The organism is Sphingomonas sp. SORGH_AS_0438, assembly GCF_031453475.1.
Classification (GTDB): Bacteria; Pseudomonadota; Alphaproteobacteria; order Sphingomonadales; family Sphingomonadaceae; genus Sphingomonas.
In genome coordinates this window covers 59,967-85,223 of sequence record NZ_JAVIZS010000001.1, presented here as the reverse complement: position 1 = coordinate 85,223, position 25,257 = coordinate 59,967, and the positions used below count along the sequence as shown (strand labels likewise).

Annotated in this window: 23 protein-coding genes; 11 read left to right on the top strand and 12 right to left on the bottom strand. The window is 68.9% G+C overall.

The window, feature by feature from the left end:
• Positions 1-103 precede the first annotated feature (103 nt).
• The 3 genes from QE452_RS00430 to QE452_RS00420 are packed head-to-tail and all read left to right on the top strand — an operon-like array spanning position 104 to position 4,126.
• Complete coding sequence (locus QE452_RS00430; RefSeq protein ID WP_309658208.1) at positions 104-2,212, top strand: TonB-dependent siderophore receptor; 2,109 nt, start codon at positions 104-106, stop codon at positions 2,210-2,212.
• Positions 2,209-3,297, top strand: a complete 1,089-nt coding sequence (locus QE452_RS00425; RefSeq protein ID WP_309729453.1) for a hypothetical protein — start codon at positions 2,209-2,211, stop codon at positions 3,295-3,297. The genes QE452_RS00430 and QE452_RS00425 overlap by 4 nt, the downstream gene beginning before the upstream one ends.
• Positions 3,266-4,126: a TonB-dependent receptor domain-containing protein gene (locus QE452_RS00420; RefSeq protein ID WP_309729450.1), complete on the top strand. Its 861-nt coding sequence runs from the start codon at positions 3,266-3,268 to the stop codon at positions 4,124-4,126. The genes QE452_RS00425 and QE452_RS00420 overlap by 32 nt, the downstream gene beginning before the upstream one ends.
• Before the next feature lie 63 nt (positions 4,127-4,189).
• On the opposite strand, the gene QE452_RS00415 is transcribed toward QE452_RS00420, so the two are convergent.
• Positions 4,190-4,384 (bottom strand): hypothetical protein, encoded by a 195-nt coding sequence (locus tag QE452_RS00415; protein WP_309729447.1) that lies wholly within the window; start codon positions 4,382-4,384, stop codon positions 4,190-4,192.
• Positions 4,385-4,678: 294 nt separating this feature from the next.
• On the opposite strand from QE452_RS00415, the gene QE452_RS00410 reads away from it, so the two are divergent.
• Entirely contained in the window at positions 4,679-4,936 is a 258-nt protein-coding gene (locus QE452_RS00410) for a hypothetical protein (protein ID WP_309658205.1), read from the top strand.
• Between the two features lie 162 nt (positions 4,937-5,098).
• Here the strand turns inward: QE452_RS00410 and QE452_RS00405 are convergent, their stop codons facing one another.
• On the bottom strand, positions 5,099-6,388 hold the full coding sequence (locus QE452_RS00405) for an adenylosuccinate synthase (protein ID WP_125995553.1): 1,290 nt from the start codon (positions 6,386-6,388) through the stop codon (positions 5,099-5,101).
• A 64-nt stretch (positions 6,389-6,452) separates the two neighbouring features.
• On the bottom strand, positions 6,453-7,505 hold the full coding sequence (locus QE452_RS00400; protein ID WP_309658204.1) for a glycosyltransferase family 1 protein: 1,053 nt from the start codon (positions 7,503-7,505) through the stop codon (positions 6,453-6,455).
• Positions 7,506-7,834: 329 nt separating this feature from the next.
• Here QE452_RS00400 and QE452_RS00395 point away from each other — a divergent pair, with 329 nt between their 5' ends.
• Positions 7,835-8,917 carry a trypsin-like serine protease gene (locus QE452_RS00395; RefSeq protein WP_309658203.1) on the top strand — a complete coding sequence of 361 codons (1,083 nt, stop codon included), beginning with the start codon at positions 7,835-7,837 and terminating at the stop codon, positions 8,915-8,917.
• Between the two features lie 63 nt (positions 8,918-8,980).
• Here the strand turns inward: QE452_RS00395 and QE452_RS00390 are convergent, their stop codons facing one another.
• The gene (locus QE452_RS00390) at positions 8,981-10,276 is read right to left on the bottom strand and encodes an MFS transporter (RefSeq protein ID WP_309658608.1); all 1,296 of its coding nucleotides are present in this window, start codon (positions 10,274-10,276) and stop codon (positions 8,981-8,983) included.
• 203 nt (positions 10,277-10,479) lie between these two features.
• Between QE452_RS00390 and QE452_RS00385 the strand changes: the two genes are divergently transcribed.
• The 5 genes from QE452_RS00385 (at position 10,480) to QE452_RS00365 (ending at position 18,554) form a co-directional block, all read left to right on the top strand.
• Positions 10,480-12,294 (top strand): ATP-binding protein, encoded by a 1,815-nt coding sequence (locus QE452_RS00385; RefSeq protein WP_309658202.1) that lies wholly within the window; start codon positions 10,480-10,482, stop codon positions 12,292-12,294.
• Positions 12,291-13,610, top strand: coding sequence for a sigma-54 dependent transcriptional regulator (locus QE452_RS00380; RefSeq protein ID WP_309658201.1), 1,320 nt, complete (start codon positions 12,291-12,293; stop codon positions 13,608-13,610). The genes QE452_RS00385 and QE452_RS00380 overlap by 4 nt, the downstream gene beginning before the upstream one ends.
• 339 nt (positions 13,611-13,949) lie before the next feature.
• Positions 13,950-15,281 (top strand): dicarboxylate/amino acid:cation symporter, encoded by a 1,332-nt coding sequence (locus QE452_RS00375; protein WP_309658200.1) that lies wholly within the window; start codon positions 13,950-13,952, stop codon positions 15,279-15,281.
• A gap of 66 nt (positions 15,282-15,347) precedes the next feature.
• Entirely contained in the window at positions 15,348-16,910 is a 1,563-nt protein-coding gene (locus tag QE452_RS00370; RefSeq protein WP_309658199.1) for an alginate export family protein, read from the top strand.
• A gap of 18 nt (positions 16,911-16,928) precedes the next feature.
• Positions 16,929-18,554 (top strand): NAD-dependent malic enzyme, encoded by a 1,626-nt coding sequence (locus QE452_RS00365; protein ID WP_309658607.1) that lies wholly within the window; start codon positions 16,929-16,931, stop codon positions 18,552-18,554.
• Positions 18,555-18,684: 130 nt separating this feature from the next.
• Here the strand turns inward: QE452_RS00365 and QE452_RS00360 are convergent, their stop codons facing one another.
• From QE452_RS00360 to QE452_RS00345, 4 genes are all read right to left on the bottom strand, one after another.
• Entirely contained in the window at positions 18,685-20,052 is a 1,368-nt protein-coding gene (locus QE452_RS00360) for a methyl-accepting chemotaxis protein (RefSeq protein WP_309658198.1), read from the bottom strand.
• A gap of 387 nt (positions 20,053-20,439) precedes the next feature.
• Entirely contained in the window at positions 20,440-20,862 is a 423-nt protein-coding gene (locus QE452_RS00355; protein ID WP_309658197.1) for a hypothetical protein, read from the bottom strand.
• The gene (locus QE452_RS00350) at positions 20,859-21,146 is read right to left on the bottom strand and encodes a rod-binding protein (protein ID WP_309658196.1); all 288 of its coding nucleotides are present in this window, start codon (positions 21,144-21,146) and stop codon (positions 20,859-20,861) included. The genes QE452_RS00355 and QE452_RS00350 overlap by 4 nt, the downstream gene beginning before the upstream one ends.
• A gap of 8 nt (positions 21,147-21,154) precedes the next feature.
• Complete coding sequence (locus QE452_RS00345) at positions 21,155-22,222, bottom strand: flagellar basal body P-ring protein FlgI (protein ID WP_309729445.1); 1,068 nt, start codon at positions 22,220-22,222, stop codon at positions 21,155-21,157.
• 124 nt (positions 22,223-22,346) lie between these two features.
• Between QE452_RS00345 and QE452_RS00340 the strand changes: the two genes are divergently transcribed.
• Positions 22,347-22,772, top strand: coding sequence for a flagellar assembly protein FliX (locus QE452_RS00340; protein ID WP_309658194.1), 426 nt, complete (start codon positions 22,347-22,349; stop codon positions 22,770-22,772).
• Positions 22,773-22,790: 18 nt separating this feature from the next.
• Here QE452_RS00340 and flhB read toward each other — a convergent pair whose 3' ends face one another.
• From flhB to QE452_RS00320, 4 genes are read right to left on the bottom strand one after another with little or no spacing between them, the layout of a single operon-like run.
• Positions 22,791-23,858: a flagellar biosynthesis protein FlhB gene (gene flhB, locus QE452_RS00335; RefSeq protein ID WP_309658193.1), complete on the bottom strand. Its 1,068-nt coding sequence runs from the start codon at positions 23,856-23,858 to the stop codon at positions 22,791-22,793.
• 3 nt (positions 23,859-23,861) lie between these two features.
• The gene (gene fliR, locus QE452_RS00330) at positions 23,862-24,620 is read right to left on the bottom strand and encodes a flagellar biosynthetic protein FliR (RefSeq protein WP_309658192.1); all 759 of its coding nucleotides are present in this window, start codon (positions 24,618-24,620) and stop codon (positions 23,862-23,864) included.
• Between the two features lie 34 nt (positions 24,621-24,654).
• Complete coding sequence (locus QE452_RS00325) at positions 24,655-24,918, bottom strand: flagellar biosynthetic protein FliQ (protein WP_309658191.1); 264 nt, start codon at positions 24,916-24,918, stop codon at positions 24,655-24,657.
• A gap of 5 nt (positions 24,919-24,923) precedes the next feature.
• Positions 24,924-25,250: a flagellar hook-basal body complex protein FliE gene (locus tag QE452_RS00320; RefSeq protein ID WP_125995851.1), complete on the bottom strand. Its 327-nt coding sequence runs from the start codon at positions 25,248-25,250 to the stop codon at positions 24,924-24,926.
• Between the last annotated feature and the right edge of the window lie 7 nt (positions 25,251-25,257).

Sequence of the window (25,257 nt, the reverse complement as noted above, 5' to 3'; positions counted from 1 at the left end):
ACGCCATCGTCAAGGGCGATGATGTATCATTCCATTGACAGGCTTTTGTGGATCGGGTTGGAGCGCGTAAAATTTCACGTCATCCGCATTTGGGGGGAACCTTATGTCGATCTGTTTGCGCCGGCTTGCGCCGGCCCTGATGCTCGTGCCGCTGGCCAGCGCGACCGCCGCGCGGGCGAACGAAGGCGCGGAGCCCAAGACATCGTCGGTCGAGGAAACGACCGACGACATCGTCATCACCGGGTCGCGCAGCGCCAATGCCAGCATCAACGGACTCGACATCGACCCGCAACTGCTGCCGCAGAATGTCCGCCTGCTCGACGACCAGCTGATCGAGCGGGCGGGCTTCACCGACCTGTCGCAGCTCTTCGATCTGGCGGGCGGCATGTCGCGGCAGAACAGCTTCGGCGGCGCCTGGGATGCCTATGCGATCCGGGGATTTTCCGGCGATATCAATCAGGGGCCGGACCTGCTGGTCAATCGCTTCAGCGCCAATCGCGGCTTCAATGCGCGCCGCGACGTGGCGACGGTCGAAAGCTTCCAGGTGCTGAAGGGCCCGGCCTCGGCGCTATCGGGCAAGGGCGAGCCGGGCGGATCGATCAACATCGTGACCAAGGCCCCGCTCGACCATGTCCATGCCGGCGGCGAGCTGGGCTATGCCAGCTTCGATACGTGGCGCGGCAGCTTCGATATCGGCGGCCCGGTCGGCAACGGCCTGTCGACGCGGGTCATCGGAGTCTATCAGGACGGCGGCAGTTTCCGCGACTTCGTGCATAACGACCGGCTGCTGTTCGCGCCGTCGATCGGCTGGCGGCTGAACGACCGGGTGCGGCTGCTCTACCAGCTCGAATATAATCTGGTGGGCTTCACCCATGATCGCGGGCTGGTGGCGGTGAACGGCAATGGCCGCGCGCTGCCGCGCAGCCGGTTCCTGGGCGAGCCGAACGACGGGCAGATGACCCAGCGCACGTCGCAGCATCAGGCGACCGCCTATGTCGATCTCGGCCCCGGCGTCGCTTTGGAGGGCGGCGTCCAATATCGCGACGGCGCGCTGCTGGGGCAGTCGACGCACAATAGCCGACTGGTCGGCACGCAATTGTGGCGGCAGTTGCGCATCCACGATTACCGCTGGCAGGATCTGTCGGGGCGGATCGAACTGAGCGCCAATCGCACGCTGCTCGGCATCGGTCATCAGATGCGCGTCGGGGCCGACGCCTTCGATTACGACCAGCGACGCATCTTCTACCGGTTCAACCCGACCGCGGCGCAGCCCTATGCCATCGACATCGCCAAGCCGGTCTATGGCCAGCCCAAGCCGGTCGCGCCGCTCAACCAGAATCTGCTCGAACGGCTGGGCGGGCACAGCGTCTATGCGCAGGACCTGCTGACGTTCGACGATCGCGTCTCGCTGCTGCTCGGCCTCCGCCACGACTGGATACGCCAGGACAATCTGAACTATCGGACCGGCCGCACCGACCGGCAGCGCCCACAGGCGACCAGCCCCCGCGCCGCCTTCACCATCGCGCCGAGCGCGCATGTCTCGACCTATATCAGCTGGGGCCGGTCGTTCCGCTTCAACCAGGGCGTCGACGCCGCCGCCGCCCCCTTCGCCCCCGAACGCGGCGAGGCATGGGAGGGCGGCGTGAAGATCGCGGCGCTGGACAAGCGGCTGACCGGCACCGTCTCGCTCTTCCAGATCACCAAGCGCAACATCCTGGTCAACGATCCCGCCAATCCCGGTTTCTCGATCGCGACCGGCGAGGCGCGCAGTCGCGGGGTGGAAGCCGACGCCAATTATCGCGTCGGCGAGCGGCTGACGCTGACCGGCGTCTATGCCTGTACCGATGCGAAGGTGACGCGCGATACGCGGCCGGGCCTGACCGGCAGCGCCCTGTCGAACATCCCGCATCACAGCGGCGCGGCCTATGCCTTCTGGCAGTCCCGCGGGACGCGACCGGGATCGGTCGGCATCGGCGCGGGCGTGACCTATGTCGGCTCGCGGCCGGGCGACGACGTCGCCAGCGGGTTCCGCTTGCCGGGCTATGCCACCGCGCGCCTCAACCTGTCCTACCGGCTGACAAAGGGGCTGTCGGCGCATCTCGATGGCGAGAATCTGTTCGACGCCTATTATCTCGAAAGCAGCTATTCGAACGTGTGGATCACGCCCGGCACGCCGCGCACGATCCGCGCCCGGATCGCCCTCGCGCTGTGAAGCGGCTGGCATGGGGGCTGGTGCTGGCCGCCGGTGGCTGGCAGGTGCCCGCTGCCGCCCAGCGCACGACCGAGAATACGGTGCGCGAGGCGGAGGACGGCTTCGGCAAGAGCGTGGGCAGCGAGTCGATCGGCATCTACGCCAGCGGCGAGGTGCGCGGGTTCAGCGCGACCGAGGCGGGCAACAACCGGATCGAGGGCATATATTGGGATCGCGCGGCCACGCTGAGCAGCGTCATCACCCGCGAGACGACGACCCGCGTCGGCCTCAGCGCCTTCGGCTACCCGCTGCCCGCGCCGACCGGGATCATCGACCATGAGATGCGTCGCGCGGGACCCAAGCCGGTCGTCAGCGTCCAGGTGAACAGCGGCGATTATCTGGGAACCGACCTGGTCGTCGATGCGGCGATCCCCATCGGCGACCGGATCGGCATCAACCTAGATGCGGGATTGTACGACGACCAATATGTCAGCGGGGCCAGTGGCCGGTTCCTGAGCTATGGCGGGATCGCGCGCCTGCGTCCGGTCGACGGGGTCGAGCTGACCGGCTTCTATGGCGGCTACAGCTTCGCGGACGAGGAACAGGCGCCGACGATCTTCACCGCCGATGGCCGGGTACCGCAGCCCATCGTGCGCCGCCGCTTCTTCGGACAGGACTGGGCCGACTGGGCGGGACAGGCCTTCAACTATGGCGCGCTGGCCAAGGCGACGCTCGGCCGGTGGCAGGTCGCTGCCGGCGCGTTCCGCAGCCGCTTCGCCCGCGACGAATATCACACCGCCTTCTATCGCGGCGTCGATGCGAACGGGGTCGGCCGTTCCTTCGTGCTGGCGGGCGAGGATCAGACGACCGCCTCCACCTCGGGCGAACTGCGCCTCAGCCGTCTGATCGAGGACGGCCCGCGTCGCCACCGGCTGCTCGTGTCGGTGCGGGCCCGCGATGTGGCGGCGCGCTATGGCGGGCTGGCCACCGCCGATCTGGGACTCGCGACGATCGGCGTTCCCGACCCCCCGCCCCCAACCAACACTGGTATTCGGCCAGCGGACGCGCGACGATGTGCGGCAGACCAGCTATGCGGTCGGCTATGAATTGCGCTGGACCAGGCTGCTCGAACTCAATCTGGGCCTGACGCGCACCGACTATCGCAAGGGGGTCGCGGTGCCGGGCGCGGCCGTCGTCCTGGAACGCGATCGCCCCTGGCTATGGAACGCCGCCCTCGCGCTGCTGCCGACCGAACGCCTGACGCTCTACGCCGCGACGACGCGCGGGCTGGAGGAAAGCGGCATCGCGCCGGGCAATGCGAGCAATCCCGGCGCGGCGCTGCCCGCGCTGCGGACGCGGCAATATGAGGCGGGTGCCCGCTACGCCTTTCCCGGCGGCTGGCGCGCGACGACGGCGGTGTTCGACATCGCCAAGCCCTATTTCGACCTCGATCGGCGGGACGGCGCGTTTCGCCAGCTGGGCACCGTCACCCATCGCGGGGCCGAGGCATCACTGTCCGGGAGTCCGCTGGAGGGGCTCAGCATGATCGTCGGCATGGTCTGGCTGCGTCCCCGCGTGACGGGCCAGGCGGTCGACGACGGGCGGATCGGCCCGCGCCCGATCGGCCGAACACCGCTGCTCGTCGATGCCAGCGCCGACTACCGGATTCCGGGCCTCTCCGGCTTTTCGGTCGACGCCCATGCCACCTATGAAGCGCGACGGACCGCCAATGCCGCGAACACCGCCTCGCTTCCGGCGCGTGCGATCCTCGATCTCGGCGCGCGCTATCGCAGCCGCATCGGCCATGTGCCGACGTTGCTCCGGGTACAGGTGCGCAACGTCGCCGATACGTTCGGCTGGCGGGTGTCGGGCGGTGGCGGTTACACGCTGCTGCCCGGCCGCCGCGTCATCGCGAGCGTGACGGCGGATTTCTGAAGTGGTTTCCGATCGGGGCATGCGCGCGGAGATCGCGTTCAGCCCGTGCCGAAGCCGGCTCGGCTATGCTCGCCATTGTCGGTGCGATCGCGCCCCCGCCAGCACATTCTCCAGTTCGCCGAGCGTATGCGGCACGTCGAGATGCTGCGCCCCCAGGAACAGGCGCGACCCTTCGCCCTCCGGTACGGCATGGGTCAGCTTGTCGATGTCGACCAGCGCCTTGCCGGACGGAAGGATGTCGATCTGAACGAACCGCATGATGATCTCCAAAGGTCGGCCGGTTGGCTTGGGTGCCGGGTCAACGCATGATGATGCCTCATGGATCGCCTCGACGATCACCATGCGCCCGACCGGCGGGATCTCGCGTTGATCCTACCGCGAAGGAGAGCATCATGATCGATCCCGACACCACGCAGGACCAGGACGAAGCCGAAGAGATGGAGAAGGTGCAGGAGGACGCGGCCGAGGAGCGCGAGGAAAACGGCGGCTACCAATAAGCGAGATGGACATGGCGGACGGGCTTGCCACTCCGTCGCGACGGAGGCACCCAGCATGACACATGCGGGTGCCCCGCCCCCGCGACGGGCGGTCCATTTCGTCGCATTCCGGGGTGACGAATATTACAGCGCCGTCCGCGTGTTCGGAACGCCGGACTTCATTCATATCGGCTGGGACGTCTGGGCCAGAGAGGCCGTCGTGCCGGGCGACATCGCCGTGTTCGCCCGCGGCACGAGCGACGATCCGCCGTCGCGCTACAGCTTCCCCGATCTCAGGGAGGCGGAGACGGAACTTGAGAACCCGATGACATGATTGGGATTCGGGATCGTCATGGCGAGCGCAGCGAAACGATCCGGAGCCTCAGGCGCGCGGATTGCGCCGGAACCTACCTAGCGTCGTCGTAGCGTGAGCGGAGCCGAATCCCGTCGTCGCCGGGGGCGGAGCGGCACCCTGCCGCCCCGCCCCCGAGGGTCGTCAATCCGCGAAGGGATCGCGGACCAGGATCGTGTCGAGCCGCTCCGGGCTGGTCGAGACCAGCGCGACCGGGCAGCGGATCAGCTCCTCGATGCGGCGGATATATTTGATCGCCTGCGCCGGCAGGTCGGCCCAGCTGCGCGCGCCCGCCGTCGACTCGCTCCAGCCTTCCATCGTTTCATAGACCGGCTCGACCAGCGCCTGATCGGCGGCGTGCGAGGGGAAATAGTCCAGCACCTCGCCGCGCAGACGATAGCCGGTGCAGATCTGCACCTCCTCGAACCCGTCGAGCACGTCGATCTTGGTCAGCGCGATGCCGGTGATGCCGCCCACCGCCGCCGACTGGCGCACCAGCACCGAATCGAACCAGCCGCAGCGCCGCTTGCGGCCGGTGACCGTGCCGAACTCATGGCCGCGCATGCCCAGCCGCTCGCCCGTCTCGTTCTCCAGCTCGGTGGGGAACGGGCCGGAGCCGACGCGGGTCGTATAGGCCTTGGCGATGCCCAGCACGAAGCCGACCGCCGAGGGCCCCAGGCCCGAACCGCCCGCCGCCGCCCCGGCGATGGTGTTGGACGAGGTGACGAACGGATAGGTGCCGTGGTCGACATCCAGCAGCACGCCCTGCGCGCCCTCGAACAGGATGCGCTTGCCCGCGCTCCGCGCCTCGTTGAGGTCGCGCCACACCGGCTTGGCGAAGGGCAGGACGAAGCCCGCAATCTCTTCCAGCTCGGCGATCAACGCCGCGCGGTCGATCGGGTCGACGCCGAAACCGGCCCGCAGCGCATCGTGATGCGCCAGCAGCCGGTCGAGCTGCGGCTCCAGCGAACCCAGATGCGCGAGGTCGCACACCCGGATGGCGCGGCGGCCGACCTTGTCCTCATAGGCTGGGCCGATGCCGCGCCGCGTCGTGCCGATCTTGCCCGCGCCGCTCGCATCCTCGCGCAACCCGTCCAGGTCGCGGTGGAAGGGCAGGATCAGGGGGCAGGTATCGGCGATGCGCAGCGTCTCGGGCGTGGCGACCACGCCCTGCTCGCCCAGCCGCTCGATCTCCGCCTTGAGCGCCCAGGGGTCCAGCACCACGCCATTGCCGATCACCGACGGGGTGCCGCGCACCAGGCCGGAGGGGAGGAGCGACAATTTATAGGTCTTGTCACCCACCACCAGCGTGTGCCCGGCGTTGTGCCCGCCCTGGAATCGCACGACCATGTCGGCTCGGCTTGCCAGCCAGTCGACGATCTTGCCCTTGCCCTCGTCGCCCCATTGCGCGCCGATGACCGCTACGTTCGCCACAGTTCTTCCTTCGCTGTCCGCGCGCCGCTTAAGGGCGCAGAGGCTCCGGGTCCATGCCGAATCGTCAGGCGAGCGCCGGAACCATGGTCGCGGACCGCCGCTCGGCGGGGATCGGAGCGAGCGCGGACAGGAATTGCCGGGCGCTCGCCGCCCAGTTGAACCCCTTGCCATAGGCGGCGCAGGCGGCGGGATCGCAGGGCAGCGCCATGGCGATCGCCCGGTCCAGATCGTCGTGCATCCCGCCCACGCCCGGCACCAGCACGTCGACCGGCCCCGTCACCGGAAAGGCCGCGACCGGCGTGCCGCAGGCCAGCGCCTCGACCATCACCAGCCCGAACGTGTCGGTCAGGCTGGGGAAGACCAGCACATCGGCGGCGCGATAGGCGGCGGCCAGCGCCGCACCGTGCCGCGCGCCCAGGAAATGCGCGTCCGGAAACCGCCGCTCCAGTGCCGCACGCGCTGGTCCGTCGCCGACCACGATGCGGACGCCCGGATGGTGGCTGGACAGGAAGGCGGCGACATTCTTCTCCACCGCGACTCGCCCGACATAGAGCAGCACCGGCCGGCCCGGTCCCGCCAGCGACCGGATCGCCTGGTCGATCGGCCCGATCGCATCGAACTGCTCCAGGTCGACGCCCCGTCCCCAGCGCCGCGCCTGGGTCAGGCCATGGTCCGCCAGCACCGCCTCGACACCGGCGCTCGCGGCCAGGATCGCATGGGCGGGGGCATGGAAGCGCCGGATGATCGTCCACACCCGCTCGGCCCGGAGCGGCGTGCGCGCGGCGACATATTCGGGAAAGCGGGTGTGATAGGCGGTGGTGAAGGGCAGCCCCTGCCGCAGGCACCAGGCGCGCGCCGCCCAGCCGATCGGCCCCTCGGTGGCGATATGCACCGCCTCGGGCGCGAAGTCGGCGATCATCCGTCCGACCCGGCGCGACCCCGCCAGCGCCAGCCGGATCTCGGCATAGCCCGGGCAGGGTAGCGACAGGAACCGGTCGGGCGAGACGACCATCACCTGATGGCCCATCGACTCCAGTTGCGCCCGCGTCGCGCGCAGCGTTCGGACGACTCCGTTGACCTGCGGCGTCCAGGCGTCGGTGACGATCGCAATCCGCATATGGCTCTTCCCTGTCCCGGATCAGGACGGGTTAGCATCGGCCTGTGACGCGCATGTCTCACATCGATGACGGTTCGGCGTCTCGACCAAGTTCATCAACAACATGCTGATTTGCAATGATATATATTGATACCGGAAGCATATTTCAGCATCCGCGGCACGGATGGCGTCGATCATGCCAGCATCGGCAAGATGACTATTCGGTCATGAATAATATTCCATTAACCACCATCTTGCTAAGCCCATCGAAACAAGACACGTTTGCCGCCGGGCCGACCGCCCGAGCGTGGTGCGCCGGTCTTTTGCACTGAGCAAAAACAGGGGGGAAAATGACGAAGACGTGGACCATGCTCGCCGCGGCGACGCTGGCGATGGTGGCTGGCGCGATGCCGGCGCAGGCGGCCTATACGCTGGGCGGCCAGGCCGTACCGACCATGACCTACACCACCGCCGACAAGGTCGCGGCTGGCCTGACCGGTGGGTCCTATACCGGCGTCGGCTCGCTGTTCATCAGCTTCGAATCGACCGCGACGACGGGTTTCGGCTCGCTGTGCACCGGCGCGCTGGTGTCGAGCGGCGCGGTGCTGACCGCCGCCCATTGCCTGTCCGACTACAAGCAGGACGGCTCGATGGACAAGGTGACGTCGGTCACCTTCTACCTGCCCTCTCGTGGCGAGCGCACCGCCGCCAACACCTTCACCGCCGTCGCCGGCTCGTGGAAGGTCCATGAGGATTACGACGCGACCGACATCGGCGCGGGCAACGACATCGCGCTGTTCTCGCTGTCGCGGGCGGCGACCGGCCATGACGTCTATGGCATCTATGACGGCAATCCGCTGCGCGACTTCACGCGCGTCGGCACCGGCACGGTCGGCGGCCCCGCCGGCACCGGCACGGGCGGCGTCAGCAACGACTATAAGCAGCGCGAGGGCAAGAACCTCTACGAATTCTACGGCGACGACGTGTTCAGCGACGCCCAGCACAACATCCTGCTGTCCGACTTCGACGACGGCACGGCGACGCATGACGCCTTTGGTCGCGGCATGGGCACGTCGCAGACCGGCATCGACGGAGAAAGCTCCTCCTCGCCGGGGGATTCGGGCGGCCCCATCTTCATCGACGGCAAGATCGCCGGCATCACCTCGTTCGGCGTGACCGGCGCGGTGTTCGGCGGCGGCTGCGGCCGGACGGGCAGCATCGATCCCTATGCCTCCGCGAGCGGCAACTGCACCAACTCCTCGGTCGGCGAGCTGACGGGCGATACCTGGGTCAAGCCATATACCGGCTTCATCAACGCCTATCTCGCCAGCGCCGTACCCGAGCCGTCGAGCTGGGTGATGATGCTGGGCGGCTTCGGCATGATGGGTGTCGGCCTGCGCCGCCGCGCCCGCCGGGCGACCGCCACGGCCTGAACCGCCGTCGCGCCGGCCGCAGGACCGTCGGGGCGAGGGAGCGATCCCCCGCCCCGATCGCGTTCAGTCCTCGATGATCTGGCTGTGCCGCGCGGTGTCGCGCATCCGCAGATAGACGATCAGCGACACGCCGATCATCGCGGTGACATACCAGTAGAAGCCCTGTTCCCAGCCCGCCGCCTTGAACTTCAGCGCGACATATTCGGCGGTGCCGCCGAAGATCGTGTTCGCCAGCGCATAGGGCAAGGCGACGCCCAGCGCGCGGATATGGGCGGGGAAGAGTTCGGCCTTCACCACCGCGTTGATCGACGTATAGCCGGTGACGATGATCAGCGCCGCCATGACCAGCAGGCCGGCGGTCAGCGGATCGCGCACCGTCGCCAGCGTCGAGAAGATCGGATAGGTGAACAGCAGCCCGCCGATGCCGAACGCCACCATGATCGGCTTGCGCCCGATCCGGTCGCTGAGGCCGCCGACCACCGGTTGCAGCAGCATGAAGACGAACAGGGTCGCCGCGTTGATCTGGCTCGCCACCTCGCGGCTGAAACCGGAGGTGTTGACCAGGAACTTCTGCATGTAGATCGAATAGGCATAGAAGGCGAGCGTACCGCCCGCGGTCAGCAGCATCACCGTCGCCGTCTCGCGCGGGTGATGGCGGATGAGCTGCCAGAAGCCGGACTTGGGCGCTCCCTCCTGCTTGGCGTTCTTGAAGCTTTCCGTCTCCGCCAGCCCGCGCCGCAGATAGAAGACGACCACCGCGAGCAGCGCGCCGACCGCGAACGGGATGCGCCAGCCCCAGGCGTCGAGATCCGCCTCGCTCAGCGTGGATTGCAGGATCAGGAGCACGCAGATCGCCAGCAACTGTCCCGAGATCAGCGTGACATATTGGAAGGACGAGAAGAAGCCGCGCCGCCCCTTGCCCGCCATCTCCGACAGATAGGTGGCGCTGGCGCCATATTCGCCGCCGACCGACAGGCCCTGCATCAGCCGGGCGAGCACCAGCAGCGCGGGCGCGGCCAGACCGATCGTCTCGAAGCCGGGCGTCACCGCGATGATCAGCGAGCCCGCGCACATCAGCGTCACCGACAGGGTCAGCCCCGCCTTGCGCCCGCGCCGGTCGGCATAGATGCCCATGATCCACGCGCCGATCGGCCGCATGACGAACCCGACCGCGAACACCGCCGCCGCGCTCAGCAACTGCGCGGTGCGGTCGGTGCTGGGGAAGAAATGCGGCGCGAAATACAGGGTGAAGGCCGAATAGACATACCAGTCGAACCATTCGACCAGGTTGCCGGTCGATCCGCCGATGATCGATTTCAGCCGGCCGGCGGTGGAGGATGTCGGAGGCGCGCCCGCCATCTGGATCGGATCACGGGAAACGGCACCGGCCATCATGTCTCTCCTTGTTTCTTTTCTGCCGTATTCGGACAGGGACGCGTCATGCTCCCCCGGATCGACGCGCCCGGCAAGCGGCACGTTTTTTCAGGCCGCAGCCAAGCGGTTGCAAGGATTTCCCAAGGTCGCGCGGCGGACAGGCGCCAATCGAGCGTGCGGGGATTCGCTTGCCAAGCCGCCCAGCCTTGCGGCAATCCGCACAGGTGCCCGTCCCCGCCAGCCCGTTCGCCAGCCCCGCCGCCCGTCGCGCGGTCGTCGCGGTGCTGCTGGTCACGGCGGCGACGATCATCTTCGCGCTGATCGCCGGCCGCTATGCCCGCGACCAAGCGCGTGCGTCGCTGGCGGTCGAGGTGGAGCGGACCGCCCGCCAGCAGATGCGGCTGCTCGACAGTGAGTTGCAGAAGTTCCGCCTGTTGCCGATCGTGCTGCGCGAATTCGCCGAACTGCGCCCGGCGCTGGCCTCGGACGGCGACGCGGCGGCGGAGCGGCTCGACGGCAAACTGAAGCTGCTGGCCGAGCGGACCGGCGCGCCCGTCATCTACCTGATCGACCGCAACGGCCTGGCCGTCGCCGCCTCCAATGCCGACCGGCCGGACAGCTTCGCCGGCCAGCGCTACGATTTCCGCCCCTATTTCCTCCGGGCCAAGCGCGACGGCGCAGCGGAATATTTCGCGATCGGCACGACCAGCGGCCGGGCCGGCCTGTTCCTGGCGCGCCGGATCGGCTTGGCGGCGAACCCGGACGGCGTGATCGTGGTGAAGATGGAGTTCGATCGCCTGGCGCGCGCCTGGCGCGGCGATGCGGGCATGACGCTGCTCACCGACGCGACCGGCGTGGTGGTGGTGGCGAGCGACCCCACGCAGCGATTCACCACCCTGCGCCCGCTCACCGCGACCGAGCGGCAGGTGATCCGCATCCACCGCCAGTTCGCCGACCAGCCCCTGCCCCTGGCGCGCTGGCGCGAGGGGACGGCTGCGCGCGCGGCGATGGCGAGCGCGACGCTGGCCGCGCCGCTGCCCGGCTGGCACCTGCTGCACGTCGAGCCGCTGGCCCCGGCCCTGCGCACGGCCGACACCTGGTCGCACACCGCGACGCTCGCCTTCGCGCTGATCGCGGCGGGGCTGGCCACCGGCTGGCTGTGGCGCACCAGCCGGGGCGAGCGCGCCGCCGCCCGGCGCGAGGCGCTGGAGGCGGAGATCGCCGCGCGCACCGGCGACCTGCGCCTCGCCAATGACCGGCTCCGCGTCGAGATCACCGAGCGGATGGCCGCCGACCAGCGCTTCCGCGCCGCGCGCGAGGAACTGGCCCAGGCCAACCGGCTCGGCTCTCTGGGACAGATCACCGCCGGCATCGCGCATGAGATCAACCAGCCGGTGGCGACGATCCGCACGCTGGCGGAGAATGGCCGCCTGTTCCTGGACCGCGCCCGGCCCGAACGCACCGCCGAGAACCTCGCCACCATCGCCGCGCTGACCGAGCGGATCGGCAGCATCGTCAGCGAGATGCGCCGCTTCGCCCGGCGCGGCAGCCGCAGCCTGGGGCCGATCCCGCTGACCGAGGTGATCGAGGGGACGATGCTGCTGGTCGGCGACCGGCTGCGCGCGGCCGGCGTCGCGCTCGACCTGCCCGATCCGGACGACTTGCCGATGGTGGTGGCGGGCCGGGTGCGGCTGGAACAGGTGCTGGTCAATCTCCTCACCAACGCGCTAGATGCGCTTGCTGGCCAGGCGGCCCCGCGCGTCGCGCTGATCGTCGCCACCGCGGCGGACACCGTGGCGCTGACCGTCGCCGACAATGGCCCGGGCATCGCCGAGGATCGCGCCTGCGAGATCTTCACCCCCTTCGTCACCGGCCGACCCGACGGGCTCGGCCTGGGCCTGGGCATCGCGCGCGACATCGTGGTGGAATTCGGCGGCACGCTCGACCTGATCCCCTCGCCTCTGGGCGGGGCGGCCTTTCGCATGATATTGCCGCGCGCATGAGCGAGCTTCAGATCCTGCTGGTCGATGACGATGACGGCTTGCGCACCGCGCTGGTCCAGACATTCGAGCTGGCCGGGCTGGAGGTGGAGGCCCATGCCGATCCGCGCACCGCGCTCACGCGGTTGAGCGCGGACTTTCCCGGCATCCTCGTCACCGACATCCGGATGCCGGGCATGACCGGCACCGAGCTGTTTCATCGCACCGCCGCGATCGACAGCGAGATCCCGGTGCTGCTGATGACCGGGCATGGCGATGTCGCGATGGCGGTCGCGATGCTGAAGGACGGCGCGTTCGACTTCATCGCCAAGCCCTTCGCCCCCGAACAGCTCGTCGCCAGCGCCAACCGCGCGCTGGAGCTGCGCCGGCTGGTGCTGGAGAATCGACGGCTGCGGCAATTGGCGGAGGATGCCGACCATGCCTCGCCGCTGATCGGCCAGTCGCCCGCGATCGAGCGGTTGCGCGCCACCATCCGCCAGGTCGCGCCCGCCGAGGTCGATGTGCTGGTCGAGGGCGAGACGGGCACTGGCAAGGAACTGGTCGCCCGCCTGCTCCACCGCGCCAGCGCGCGCCGCGCCCGCCCCTTCGTCGCGATCGACTGCGCCGCCCTGCCCGATGCGGTGGCGGAGGAGGAGCTGTTCGGCCTGGGCCCCTCCGCCGGTCGGCGCGGCCAGGAAGGGCGGATCATCGCCGCCGATCGCGGCACATTGTTCCTCGACGAGATCGACAGCATGTCGCCCGCGCTCCAGGGCAAGCTGCTCCGCGTCGTCGAGGAGCGCGAGGTGCGCGGCGGCGGCGAGGGTCCGCGCGTCGTCGACCTGCGCATCGTCGCCGCCGCCAAGACCGACCTGGCCGAGGCGGTGGCGGCCGGGCGGTTCCGCGCCGACCTGCTCTATCGGCTGGATGCGGTGCGGCTGCGCGTACCGCCCCTTCGCGAACGGCGCGGCGACGTGCCGCTGCTGTTCGCGGCCTTCCTGCGCGAGGCGGCGGAGCGATTCGGGCGGCCGGTGCCGAGCATCGATGCGGGTATCAGCGCGCGGCTCGACACGCATGACTGGCCCGGCAACGTCCGCGAATTGCGCAACTATGCGCAGCGCGTGACGCTGGGCCTGGCCGACCAGGCCGCGACCGCCCCGGAGATGGAGCCGCTTCCCTTGCGAGTCGAGCGGTTCGAGGGCGATGTCATCCGCACTGTGCTGGAGGAGGTGCAGGGCGATGTCCGCTCCGCACTGGAACGGCTCGGCATCCCCCGCAAGACCTTCTACGACAAGGTCGCGCGCCACGGCCTGTCGCTCGACGCATTTCGCCGGGCGGAATAGCGGGAAGCCATTCCGGGCAGGTGGCAGGCGGCCGGCCCGACGAAGACGTGCCAGGCCGGTGGTCGCCACCGTCGGCACCCACGGGAACATTCCTTCTCCCCCTGCCCCCCGCCCCACCCAAACGGATCACGGGTGCCCCGCGGCGGACATCCGCCCAAGCCCGGCGGAACCGTGTGCGGGATTTCACTCACATTTGTTGCGATTCGATTGCGGAATGGCGGATTTCCACGGCTTTGACCGCGCATTGCATCGCCCGTCCCGAAAGCGGATGCTGGCCTCGATAACCTATCGCACCAGCCGAATACGGCAGCGCGTTCGAGAGGATGAAAGGCTCAAGCTATGCACATCGCCGCCCAACCTGCCCTGCCCCCGGCTGCCAAGCCGTGGTACAGCCACCTCTATGTCCAGGTGCTGATCGCGATCACCGCCGGCGTGCTGCTCGGCCATTTCTATCCCACCACGGGCGCGGCGCTGAAGCCGGTCGGCGATGCCTTCATCAAGCTGGTGAAGATGATCATCGCCCCGGTCATCTTCCTGACCATCGTCACCGGCATCGCCGGGATGCGCGATCTCGCCTCGGTCGGCCGGGTTGCGGGCAAGGCCTTCATCTATTTCCTGTTCTTCTCGACGCTGGCGCTGATCGTCGGCCTGATCGTCGCCAATGTGGTGCAGCCGGGCGCGGGGCTGAACATCGACCCCGCCTCGCTCGACACCAGCAAGGTGACCGAGTTCGCCGAAAAGGCACATGAGACGACGATCACCGGCTTCCTGACCGGCATCATCCCCGACACCTTCCTGTCGGCGCTGACCGAGGGCAACATCCTCCAGGTGCTGTTCGTCGCCATCCTGTTCGGCATCGGCCTGGCGATGATCGGCGAGCGCGGCGAGCGCATCACCGCCGCGCTGGAGGAACTGTCGACCGCCGTGTTCAAGGTCGTCGCCATCGTCATGAAGGCCGCCCCGATCGGCGCGTTCGGCGCAATGGCCTTCACCATCGGCAAGTACGGCGTCGGCACGCTCGCCAATCTGGCGATGCTGGTCGGCACCTTCTACCTGACCGCGCTGCTGTTCGTCATCGTGGTGCTGGGCGTGGTCGCGCGGCTGTGCGGCTTCTCGATCTTCCGCCTGATCTCCTATCTCAAGACCGAACTGCTCCTGGTGCTGGGCACCTCCTCGTCGGAAAGCGCGCTGCCCGCCCTGATCGAGAAGATGGAGCGCGCCGGCTGTCCGAAGTCGGTGGTCGGGCTGGTCGTGCCGACCGGCTATTCCTTCAACCTGGACGGCACCAACATCTACATGACGCTGGCGGCGCTGTTCATCGCCCAGGCGTGCAATGTCGACCTGACGCTGGGCCAGCAGCTGCTGCTGCTGTCGGTGGCGATGCTGTCGTCCAAGGGCGCGGCGGGCGTGACCGGCGCGGGCTTCATCACCCTGGCCGCGACGCTGTCGATCGTGCCGACCGTGCCGGTCGCGGGCATGGCGCTGATCCTGGGCGTCGACCGGTTCATGAGCGAGTGCCGCAGCCTGACCAACTTCATCGGCAATGCGGTCGCGACGATCGTCGTATCGCGCTGGGAGGGCGTGCTCGACCATGCACAGCTCGATCGCGCTATGAAGGGAGAGAGCCTGCGCGTGGATCAGATGGGGATTGGTGCCGTCCCCGCTGAGTGATGCGGGCACGTGACCTCCATGGGGCGGCCTTGCGCCGCCACCGCCAGACAAGTGAAAGTAACGACCATGCCGACCCGAACGCGCCTCGCCCTCGCCACCGCCCCGCTTGCCCTGATCGCCGCCGCGCCGGCGCTGGCGGAAACGCCGCCGGCCCCGGCCCCTGCCACGACCGCCGATGCTGCTCCCGCCGATGCCGCTCCCGCCACGCCGCAGGCGCTGGGCCCCAAGGAGCGCGGCAACCAGACCATCGCCTCCCCCGTGCAGGAGGCCTATCCGGCCGAGGCGGTCGGCGACGGGAACACGGCGGGCGGCTATAACCAGTCGCGCTGGGCCGAGGACTGGACCCGCTATCGCGATCCCGCCAAGCGCAACGACCCGCTCGACCGGCTGAAGTTCATCCCCTTCGACGCCAACGGCAATATCTATCTGACGCTGTCGGGCGAGCTGCGGCTGCGCGTCAACCAGACGACCAACCCGAACCTGCGCGACGCGGAGGCGCAGCGCCAGGACATCACCCGCATCGTCGGCGGCGCCGACCTGCATCTGGGGCGCCATGTCCGCCTGTTCGGCGAGCTGGCCCATGCTGGTCTCGCCGGCCGCAACCTGGGCACGATCACGCCGCAGATGCGCAACGACCTGGTCGTGCAGCAATCGTTCGTCGACGTGACCGGTACGGTCGCCCAGGCCGATGTCGGCGTCCGCTATGGCCGCCAGACCTTCGCCGACGGCCCGAACCTGATGGTCGTGCCGCGCGACAACAACACGATCTTCTTCGTCTATAACGGCACGCGCGCCTGGGCGCGGGCCAAGTCGGTGCGCGTCGACCTGTTCGACTTCCGCACCACGCGGCTGGGCGTCGGCGGCACCGGCGACGACATCAGCGAGCGCGGCCGCCGCTTCTCGGGCATCTCGGGCGGGATCGTCCTGCCCAAGACGCTGTTCGGCGGCTCGAAGCTGTTCCTCGACCCGTTCCTGTGGCGTCTGCGCAACGACAACGCCACCTGGGGGCGGACCACCGTGCGCGAGGAGCGGTTCTTCTACGGCCTGCACACGCTGGGCGATGTCGGCCCGGTCAATCTCGACTGGACGGTCAACTACCAGGGCGGCAATTACAACGGCCGCTCGATCGACGCCTGGCTGGTGCTGCTCGCGCAGAACTACCGCATCGGCAAGAGCAAGGGCGCACCGCGCGTCGGCTTCCACTTCGACTATGCGTCCGGCGGCGGCGCCTATGGCACCGGCAAGCTGCGCAACGCGCTCGCGCCGTTCGGCAACAACATCTATTACAGCTACCAGCTCTATGCGACGCCGACCAACCTGATCGCCTTCGCGCCGACCTTCACCTTCACGCCCCTCTCCAAGCTGCGCGTGTCGGCCGAATATCAGCTGAGCTGGCGCGATACGGTGACCGACGCGGTCTACCGCGCCAACGGCACCGCCTTCGCCGGCACGCAGCTGGTCGCCGGGCGCAAGATCGCCGACACCGCGCGGTTGCAGGCGGTCTACACGGTATCGCCACGCGTCAGCCTGACCGGCCGCTACGAGCATCTGATGGCCGGGCCGGCGCTGACCAATGCCGGGTACAAGAGCTCGGACTTCCTCGCAGGCTGGCTCAGCCTGCGGTTCTGACCTGACGGAGACCATCCCATCGCCAGTTCGCATATCGCCGCCCGCGCGCTCCTTGCCGATCCGCTGACCAACAAGGGCACCGCCTTCACCGAGGCGGAGCGCGACGCCTTCGGCCTGCACGGCCTGTTGCCGCCGCATGTCGGCACGCTCGACAGCCAGATCGAGCGGCGGCGGCGGGCGCTGGAACGGTTGCCCGACGATTTCGCTCGCTACGCGTTCCTGCGCGAATTGCAGGACAGCAACGAGGTGCTGTTCCACGCGCTGGTGGCGAGCGACCTGCCGCGCTTCCTGCCGCTGGTCTATACGCCGACGGTCGGCGAGGGGTGTGAGCGGTTCAGCGAGATCTGGCGCAAGCCCCGTGGCCTGTTCCTGTCCTGGCCCAATCGCGATCACATGGACCAGATCCTCGCCGATCCGGCGCTGGACCGGGTCAAGGTGATCGTGGTGTCGGATGGCGAACGCATCCTGGGCCTGGGCGACCAGGGCGCGGGCGGCATGGGCATCCCGATCGGCAAGCTGGCGCTCTACACCGCCTGCGCCGGCATCCACCCGTCCGAGGTGCTGCCGATCCTGCTCGATGTCGGCACCGACAACGAAGCCCGGCGCGACGACCCGCTCTATGTCGGCTGGCGACACGCGCGCGTGCGCGGCGCCGACTATGACGCCTTTGTCGAGCAGTTCGTGGCGGCGGTGCAGGCGCGCTGGCCCGATGTCCTGCTGCAATGGGAGGATTTCGCCGGCACCAATGCCTATCGCCTGCTCGATCGCTATCGCGACCGGCTGCTGAGCTTCAACGACGATATCCAGGGCACCGCCGCCACCGCGGTCGGCACCCTGTTGTCGGCGGTGCGCCGCACCGGTCATGCGCTGACTGAGCAGCGCTTCGTGCTGTACGGCGCGGGCGCGGCGGGCTGCGGCATCGCCGACATGCTGGTGCGGCTGCTGGTCGCCGATGGCCTGACCGAGATCGAGGCGCGCGGCCGAATCTGGGCGATCGACCGCTTCGGCTTGGTGGTGCGCGGCATGGCGGGCCTGAGCGATGGCCAGGCGGCGCTGGCGCGCGACCCGAAGGAGCTGGCCGGCTGGTCGGCGCCGGGCGCGATCACGCTGGCGGAGGTGGTCGACCGGGTCGGCCCCGGCGTGCTGATCGGCGTGTCCGGCCAACCCGGCGCCTTTGCCGAACCGATCGTGCGGCGCATGGCGGCGGCGGTCGAGCATCCCGTGATCTTCCCGCTGTCCAACCCGACCTCGCGATCGGAGGCCAACCCCGCCGACCTGATCGCCTGGACCGAGGGTCGCGCGATCGTCGGCACCGGCAGCCCCTATCCGCACCTGTCGGGCACGCCCCAGGCGCTGGCGCAGGTGAACAACGTCTATATCTTTCCCGGCGTCGGTCTGGGTGCGCTGTCCGCGAAGGCGACGCGGGTGACGGAGGGCATGTTCATGGCCGCCGCGCGCAAGCTGGGCGAACTGGCCGGGCCGGACGATGGCCTGTTGCCGCCGATCCTGGCGCTCCGCGACGTGGCCCTGCAGGTCGCGCTGGCAGTGGCCGACCAGGCCCGGGCCGAGGGGGTCGCGCCCCCGGCCGAGGCGGACGAGACCGAGGCGCTGGCCGCCAGCATGTGGGTGCCCGCCTATCGGTGACGGTGCGGGGCGATCGGGACGGCCTTTGCCTGTCCGTCGACGCCCGTCCCGTCATCCTTCCGTCGATCGGATCGACCCGCCGTCCGCTCGCGCCGCCCTCCCGGCGTCAGCGTGACGGACGGCGGGGCGATCAGAACTCCTTCCAGTCGTCGTCGGCGCCGCTCGGCGTCAGCGCCATGACGGCGGCGGCGGGCAGCGGCCTGATCGGCTGGTTGAAGCTCGCAATGTCGATCTTGCGCACCGCCGGTCGCTGGTCGTCGCCACGTCGGGCGTCGGTCTTGAAGTGCGACGCCTTTTCCGCGAGCGTCCCGACTTCATTGGCCAGGTTGCGTGCCGCCGCCGAGGTTTCCTCGACCATCGCCGCATTCTGCTGGGTCGCGCGGTCCATGCTGCCGACCGCGCTGGAGATCTGGGTGATCGCCGTCGACTGCGCCATATTGTCGGTGGCCATGGTGGCGAGCAGCTCGTGCACCTGCGCCACGTCGCCCGAGATCGCGGACAGCGCGCCGTCCACCTTCTGCACGGCCTGGACGGCAGTGACGATATCGGTCTGGGTCGCGGTCAGCTGCTCGCGCGCGCGCTTCGCCTCCTCCTCGGACCGCATGGCGAGCGCCGACACCAGATCGGCGACCACCGCGAAGCCACGCCCGGCATCGCCCGCGCGCCCCGCCTCGACCGCTGCGTTCATCGCCAGCACGCGGGTCTGGAACGCGATCTTGTCGAGCCCCTCGATCACCGAGTCGATGCCCTTGGCGCTGTCGGCGACGCGGCCCATCGCCTGCACCGCCTCGTCCGCCACCGCGCGACCGCCGCCGACGGTGGAGATCGCCTGATCGGCCCGCTCGACGGTACGCGCCGCCGCCGAGGCCGAGGCCTTCAGCCGGCTGTCCATCTGGGTGACCGAGGACGCGGTATGTTCGAGCGAGGCGGCATTGGCCTCGGTCCGGCGCGCCAGATCCTCCGAGGCCTGGGCGATCTCGTCCGAGCCGGTGCGGATGGTCGCCGCGCTTTCGGACACCGATCCGATCAGGTTGCGCAGGTTGAGCACCGCCTGGTTGAAGTTGGTCTTGAGCGAGGCATATTCGCTGGGGAAATCGGTGGTGATCGTGCGCGTCATGTCGCCTTCCGACAGGCGGAGCAGGCTGGTGTTCATCTCATCGACGATCGCCTGCTGCTCGACCACCACCTTGCGCTGCGAGATCGCGGTCTCGCGAAAGGTGAACATCGCCTTGGTCAGCCGACCGATACAGTCGGTGAAATGGGTATAGTTGATCGGGCTGTCCGTGTCGCCGCGCGCCAGCGCCTCCATGCGCTCCACCGTCGCGACATAGGGGACGACGACGCCCGTGCTCATCAGCCGCGCCGCGACGAAGGCGCCGCCGACCGGCACCAGGCCGGCCAGCAGGGCCACCCATAGGGGGGCGACCTCCGCGACCAGCGCGCCCGTCAGCATGGCCAGGACCGAAAAGCCGACCATCGCCGCCGTGACGACGGCCATTTTCTTCCGGATCGGAGAATTCTCGGTAAACCACTGCATATCATATCCCTCAGAGAGAGCCGTCAAACTATGTAGACGATCCGATGTGGCGGTGGTCAGTGACGGCCATCGTTTCCGATCGGAAACTTACAGGTCAGGCGGCGATTCGATTCCGTAATGTGCGGACCGGCGTGCCGGTCGTGCCGCGGGGTGCCGGTGCATGGCGGGAGCAACGCGACGCCCGACCGTGAACCGCGCCGCCTGTCCGCCCCTCCATCCGCATGATCGCCGCCGGTACCGATCGCGGCCGGGCGTCGATCTCCTGGGAGAACGGGCGTTCGCGGATGATGTCGTGATGCGGCATGGGCAATCCGGGCGGCGGGTCGGACGAGGGGCGGAAAGGGGCGATCAGATCCGGCTGTTGACCGCGATCGGCGCGGCCTGGTCGCTGCGCGACAGGGTGCCATGGACGCCATAGACGGCGCTGCGCGCGCCGCTCAGCCGGCGGGCCTCGTCGGCCACCGCCTCCATGATTTCGTCGCAGAGTTCGATCCGCCGCTCGATCAGCTTGCTGTTGACCGCCAGCCGGCGGGTCAGCACCTCCACCGCCTGGGTCAGCGCGGCGCGGCCTTCGCCCTCGACGCTGTTGATCCAGTCCGGCCGCTCGCGCGCCAGCCGCGCGATCTCGACCTCGACCGTCGCCGCCAGCCGCGTCTTGGCCTCGACCAGGGCGGGCAGTTCGGGATGATGGATCGGCCGGGTCAGCCGGTCATTTTCCTCGTCGACGATCTGGGCCAGCGAGGCCAGCGCGTCGATCAGTGTCGCCGTCATGCGTTGCCGCCTCCCTGCAGCTTGATGATCTGGTCCATCACCGCCGGGGCAAGGCCGATGCCGCCGCGCGCGCTGATGACCGTGCCGAGTTGTTCGCCGAGCATGCCGCGGAACATCTCCTCGCCATGCCCGCCGGAAAAGGGGCCGTCGCTCTGCACCGTCTCCATCATGATCTTGGTCATCTGGCCGATGAACACGGCCTCGAACTGATGGGCGGCCTTGGCGGCGGCGGGATCGGCTCTTTCCACGGCCGCGGCCTGGCCGGACGGCGATAGGGGGCTCATTCGATCGATCATTGGACCGCGATCTCCGCTTGCAGCGCTCCGGCGGTCTTGATCGCCTGGAGGATGGTGATGAGGTCGCGCGGCGAGACGCCGAGCGTGTTGAGACCGGCGACCAGCGAGCGCAGCGACGCGCCCTCCACCATCGCGAGCGAGGCGTTGCCGCCATCGTCCACCGCGACGCGGGTGCGCGGCAGCACCGCCGTCTGCCCCTGCGACAGGGGCGCGGGCTGCGAGGCGACCGGGGTCTCGCTGACGCTGATCGTCAGGCCGCCCTGCGCGATCGCGACCGGGCTGATCCGCACATCGGCGCTCATGACCACGGTGCCCGACGCCTCGTTGATGACGATGCGCGCCGCCTGGTCGACCGACACGGGCAGATTCTCGACATCGCCGAGCAGGTCGACGATGTTGCCGCGATAGCCGGCGCCGGGCGTGAGTTGCACGGTGCCCGGATCAAGCACGCTGGCGGTGCCCGCGTACAGGCCGTTGACCGCCGCCGCGATATGCCGCGCGGTCGCCAGGTCGGGATTCTTCAGTGCCAGTTTCAGGCTGGTCGCCGAACGCAGCGCATAGGGCACCTCGCGCTCGATGATCGCGCCGCCGGCGATCCGGGCCGAGGTCGACACGCCGCGACTGACGCTGGCCCCCGCCCCTTGCGCCTTGAAGCCGGAGACGGCGACCGGTCCCTGCGCCACCGCATAAATCTCCCCGTCCAGCGCGCGCAGCGACGAGACCAGCAGCGTGCCGCCCTGCAGGCTGGTGGCATCGCCCAGCGCCGAGACCTGCACGTCGATGGTCGAGCCGGCGCGCGCGAAGGCGGGCATGGTCGCGGTGACGGAGACGGCGGCGACGTTCTGCGGCTTCATCTTGGCGTCGCGGACGTTGACGCCCATCCGCTCCAGCATCGCCTGAAGCGATTCCTCGGTGAAGGGCGCGTTGTTGGTGCGGTCGCCGGTGCCGGGCAGGCCGACCACCAGGCCATAGCCGACCAGTTGGTTGGGGCGCACATTCTCGACATCGACGATGTCCTTGACGCGTGCCCCGGCCTGGGCCGCGACGGGCGCGGCCAGGGGCAAGGAGGGCGAACAATGAGGCGGTCAGACGCATGGTCGAGGTTCCGGGATAGGGTCCACGCCAGTGGACCGTTGGTTACTTATAGGATATGCCAGCATGTCTTGTGCCGGGGGAAAGGCGGAAATCATGGAAATCGATCGTCTTGGCCCAGTGATCCGGCCGCAGCGCCAGTCCGCGGCCGGTGCGTCCGACCGTGGCCTGCCCACGCCCGCCGCCGCGCCGCCGCCGCCGCCGCCGCCCTCGTCGCCGCCGGTCAGCCCCGGCCTGGCGCAGGCCCCGACCACGGTGGCGATGCTGATGGCGATGGCCTCCGCCGACCCGCAGCGCGATCGCCGCGCCCGCATGGCGTCGGACAGCGCGCGCGGCGTCCACCTGCTCGACAAGCTCCACCGCGCCGTGGTGGCGGGCGAGGCCGATGCCGCCTCGCTCCAGGCGCTCTCCGAATGGCTGGAGGGGTTCGAGGTGCCCGACGATCCCCATCTCGCCGCGCTGGCGCGCGACATCGCGCTGCGGGTCGAGGTCGAGCTGGCGAAGCACGAAGCCGGTCGCTGAGGCGCGGGCGCCCGCATTCTAAGCCCGCCCCTTGGCGAGGCGCATGACATAGCCGATGATCTCCGCCACCGCCGCATAATGTTCGATCGGGATCGAGTGATCGATCTCGACCGAGGCGTGCAGCGCGCGGGCCAGCGGCCGGTTCTCGACGATCGGCACACCGGATTCGGTGGCAAGCGCGCGGATCTTGAGCGCGACGGCGTCGACGCCCTTGGCCACCACCACCGGTGCGCCCATCTGGCCATGCTCGTAGCGCAGCGCGATGGCATAATGGGTCGGGTTGGTGATGACGACGCTGGCGCCGGGCACGGCGGCCATCATCCGGCGGCGCGAGCGTTGCATCGCGATCGCCTTGATCTTGGCCTTGATCTTCGGATCGCCCTCCGAATCCTTATGCTCGTCCTTGATCTCCTGAAGCGACATCTTGAGCTTCGAGAACCATTTGCGCCGCTGATAGACGAAATCGAAGCCGGCGATCGCCGCGACCGGCATCGCCACCGCCTTGACCAGCGCGACGACCATCGCGCCAGTGGCGCGGACGATCTGGGCGGGATCGGCACCGACCGTCGCGGCGATGCCGACCGCATGGGGCCAGATCGTCCAGATCGCGATCGTCATGACCACCGCCAGCTTGGCCAGGGTCTTCAGGAATTCGACAAAGGCGTCCTTGCCGAACAGGCGCTTGGCCCCCGCCATCGGCGACAGCTTGTTCCATTTGGGCGCGACCCGCGACCAGGACAGGGTTGGCAGGCCCTGGACCATGCCGCCGACCAGCGCCAGCGCGATGGTGGCCGCGAAGACCGGCGACAGCACCACGGCCAGCCGGCCGAACAGCCCGGTCATCATCGACTGGGTGCCGCTGCCGGTCAGGGTCACATCTTCGGCATGGCTCCAGATCGAGGTCAGCGTGCCCGCGAGCAACGCGAAGGTGTGGATACCGACACCGCCTAGGGCGACCAGGATCGCGACGAAGATCGCCGCGTGGCGCATTTCCGGCGCGCTCGGCGTGTCGCCACGCTTGCGCGCATCCTCGATCCGCTTGTGCGTCGGATCGTGTGTCTTCTGGTCCTTGTCCTGGTCCGCCATGGCTCAGCCCGCCCAGCCCGACTGAACCCACTGGCCCATGGCGGTGGCGAAGCCGCTGAGCAGCGCGCCGACGATCGTCGCGAACAGCGCCAGGCCGAGCAGCAGGTTGAGCGGCTGCGCGACGAAGAAGATCTGGAGGGCCGGGGCCAATCGCGCGCACAGGCCGAGCGCGACGTTGAAGACGATGCCATAGACCAGCATCGGCGCCGACAGGCTGATCGCCAGCGTCATCGACCGTCCCGCCGTGGCGAGCGCGATCTGCGCGAAATCGCCCGCCGCCGGCATCCCGCCGATCGGGAAGCTGGCATAGGATTTGACGATCGCGACGATCCACAGGTGATGGACCAGCATCGCCATGCACATCACCGAGGCGGCGACGCCGACGAACTTGGACAGCAGCATCGCCTGACCGCCCTGCGAGGCGTCGGCGACCAGCACCGAGGTCAGGCCGATCTGGAGGCTGATGATCGATCCGGCCATCTGCACCGCGGCGAACATCATCCTGACCAGGCTGCCCAGCGCCAGCCCGACCACCATTTCCGACAACAGGGTGCCGACCAGGCGATCGCCGTCGCGCGCCGCGACCAGCGCCGGGGGCGACAACAGGCCCCACAGCGCGACGGTCATGCCGAACGCGATCATCAGCCGGATCCGCTGCGGTATCGCGTCGTCGGAAAAGACCGGTAACAGCATCAGCACCGCCCCGATCCGGGCGAAGAGAATGAAAAAGGCGCTCGCCTCCACCGGCAGGGCCTGCAGCATCTGCGCATCCATGGGGGAAATCGCCTCGTGGGGATCAGGGGTGGACGATGTGATCGGCGACGATCCGCGTGAAATCCGCCATCGCCCGACCGATCATCGGCATGGACAGGAGCAGCACCACGCCCATCACCATCAGCTTGGGGACGAAGGTGAGCGTCTGCTCCTGAATCTGGGTCAGGGCCTGGAGCAGGCCGACCGCGATGCCGATCACCAGCGAGGCGAGCAGCAGCGGCCCGCAGATGGTCAGCACCACGATCATCGCGGCATGCGCGATCTCCATGACGTCCTCGGGCGTCATGGCGGTCAGATCTGCATCCGCATCAGGTCGGAATAGGCCGACACCACGCGGTCGCGCACCGCCACCACCGTGTCGAGCGCGGTTTCCGCCGCGCCCATGGCGGTGACGACGTCGATCAGGTCGCCCTTGCCGGCGATCTGCTTGGCGCTGGCGGCCTCGGCGGCGTGCATCGTCGAGGCGGCATTGCCGACCAGCGATTCGACCATCCCGCCGAATCCGGTCTCGCCGGTCTTGGGGGTCGAGGGGACGAGACCGGCCCGACCGGTCGGGTCCCGGCCGACCCCAAGCGCGCGGCCATAGGCGCCGGCCGCATCCAAAGCTCCGATGGACATGATGGAA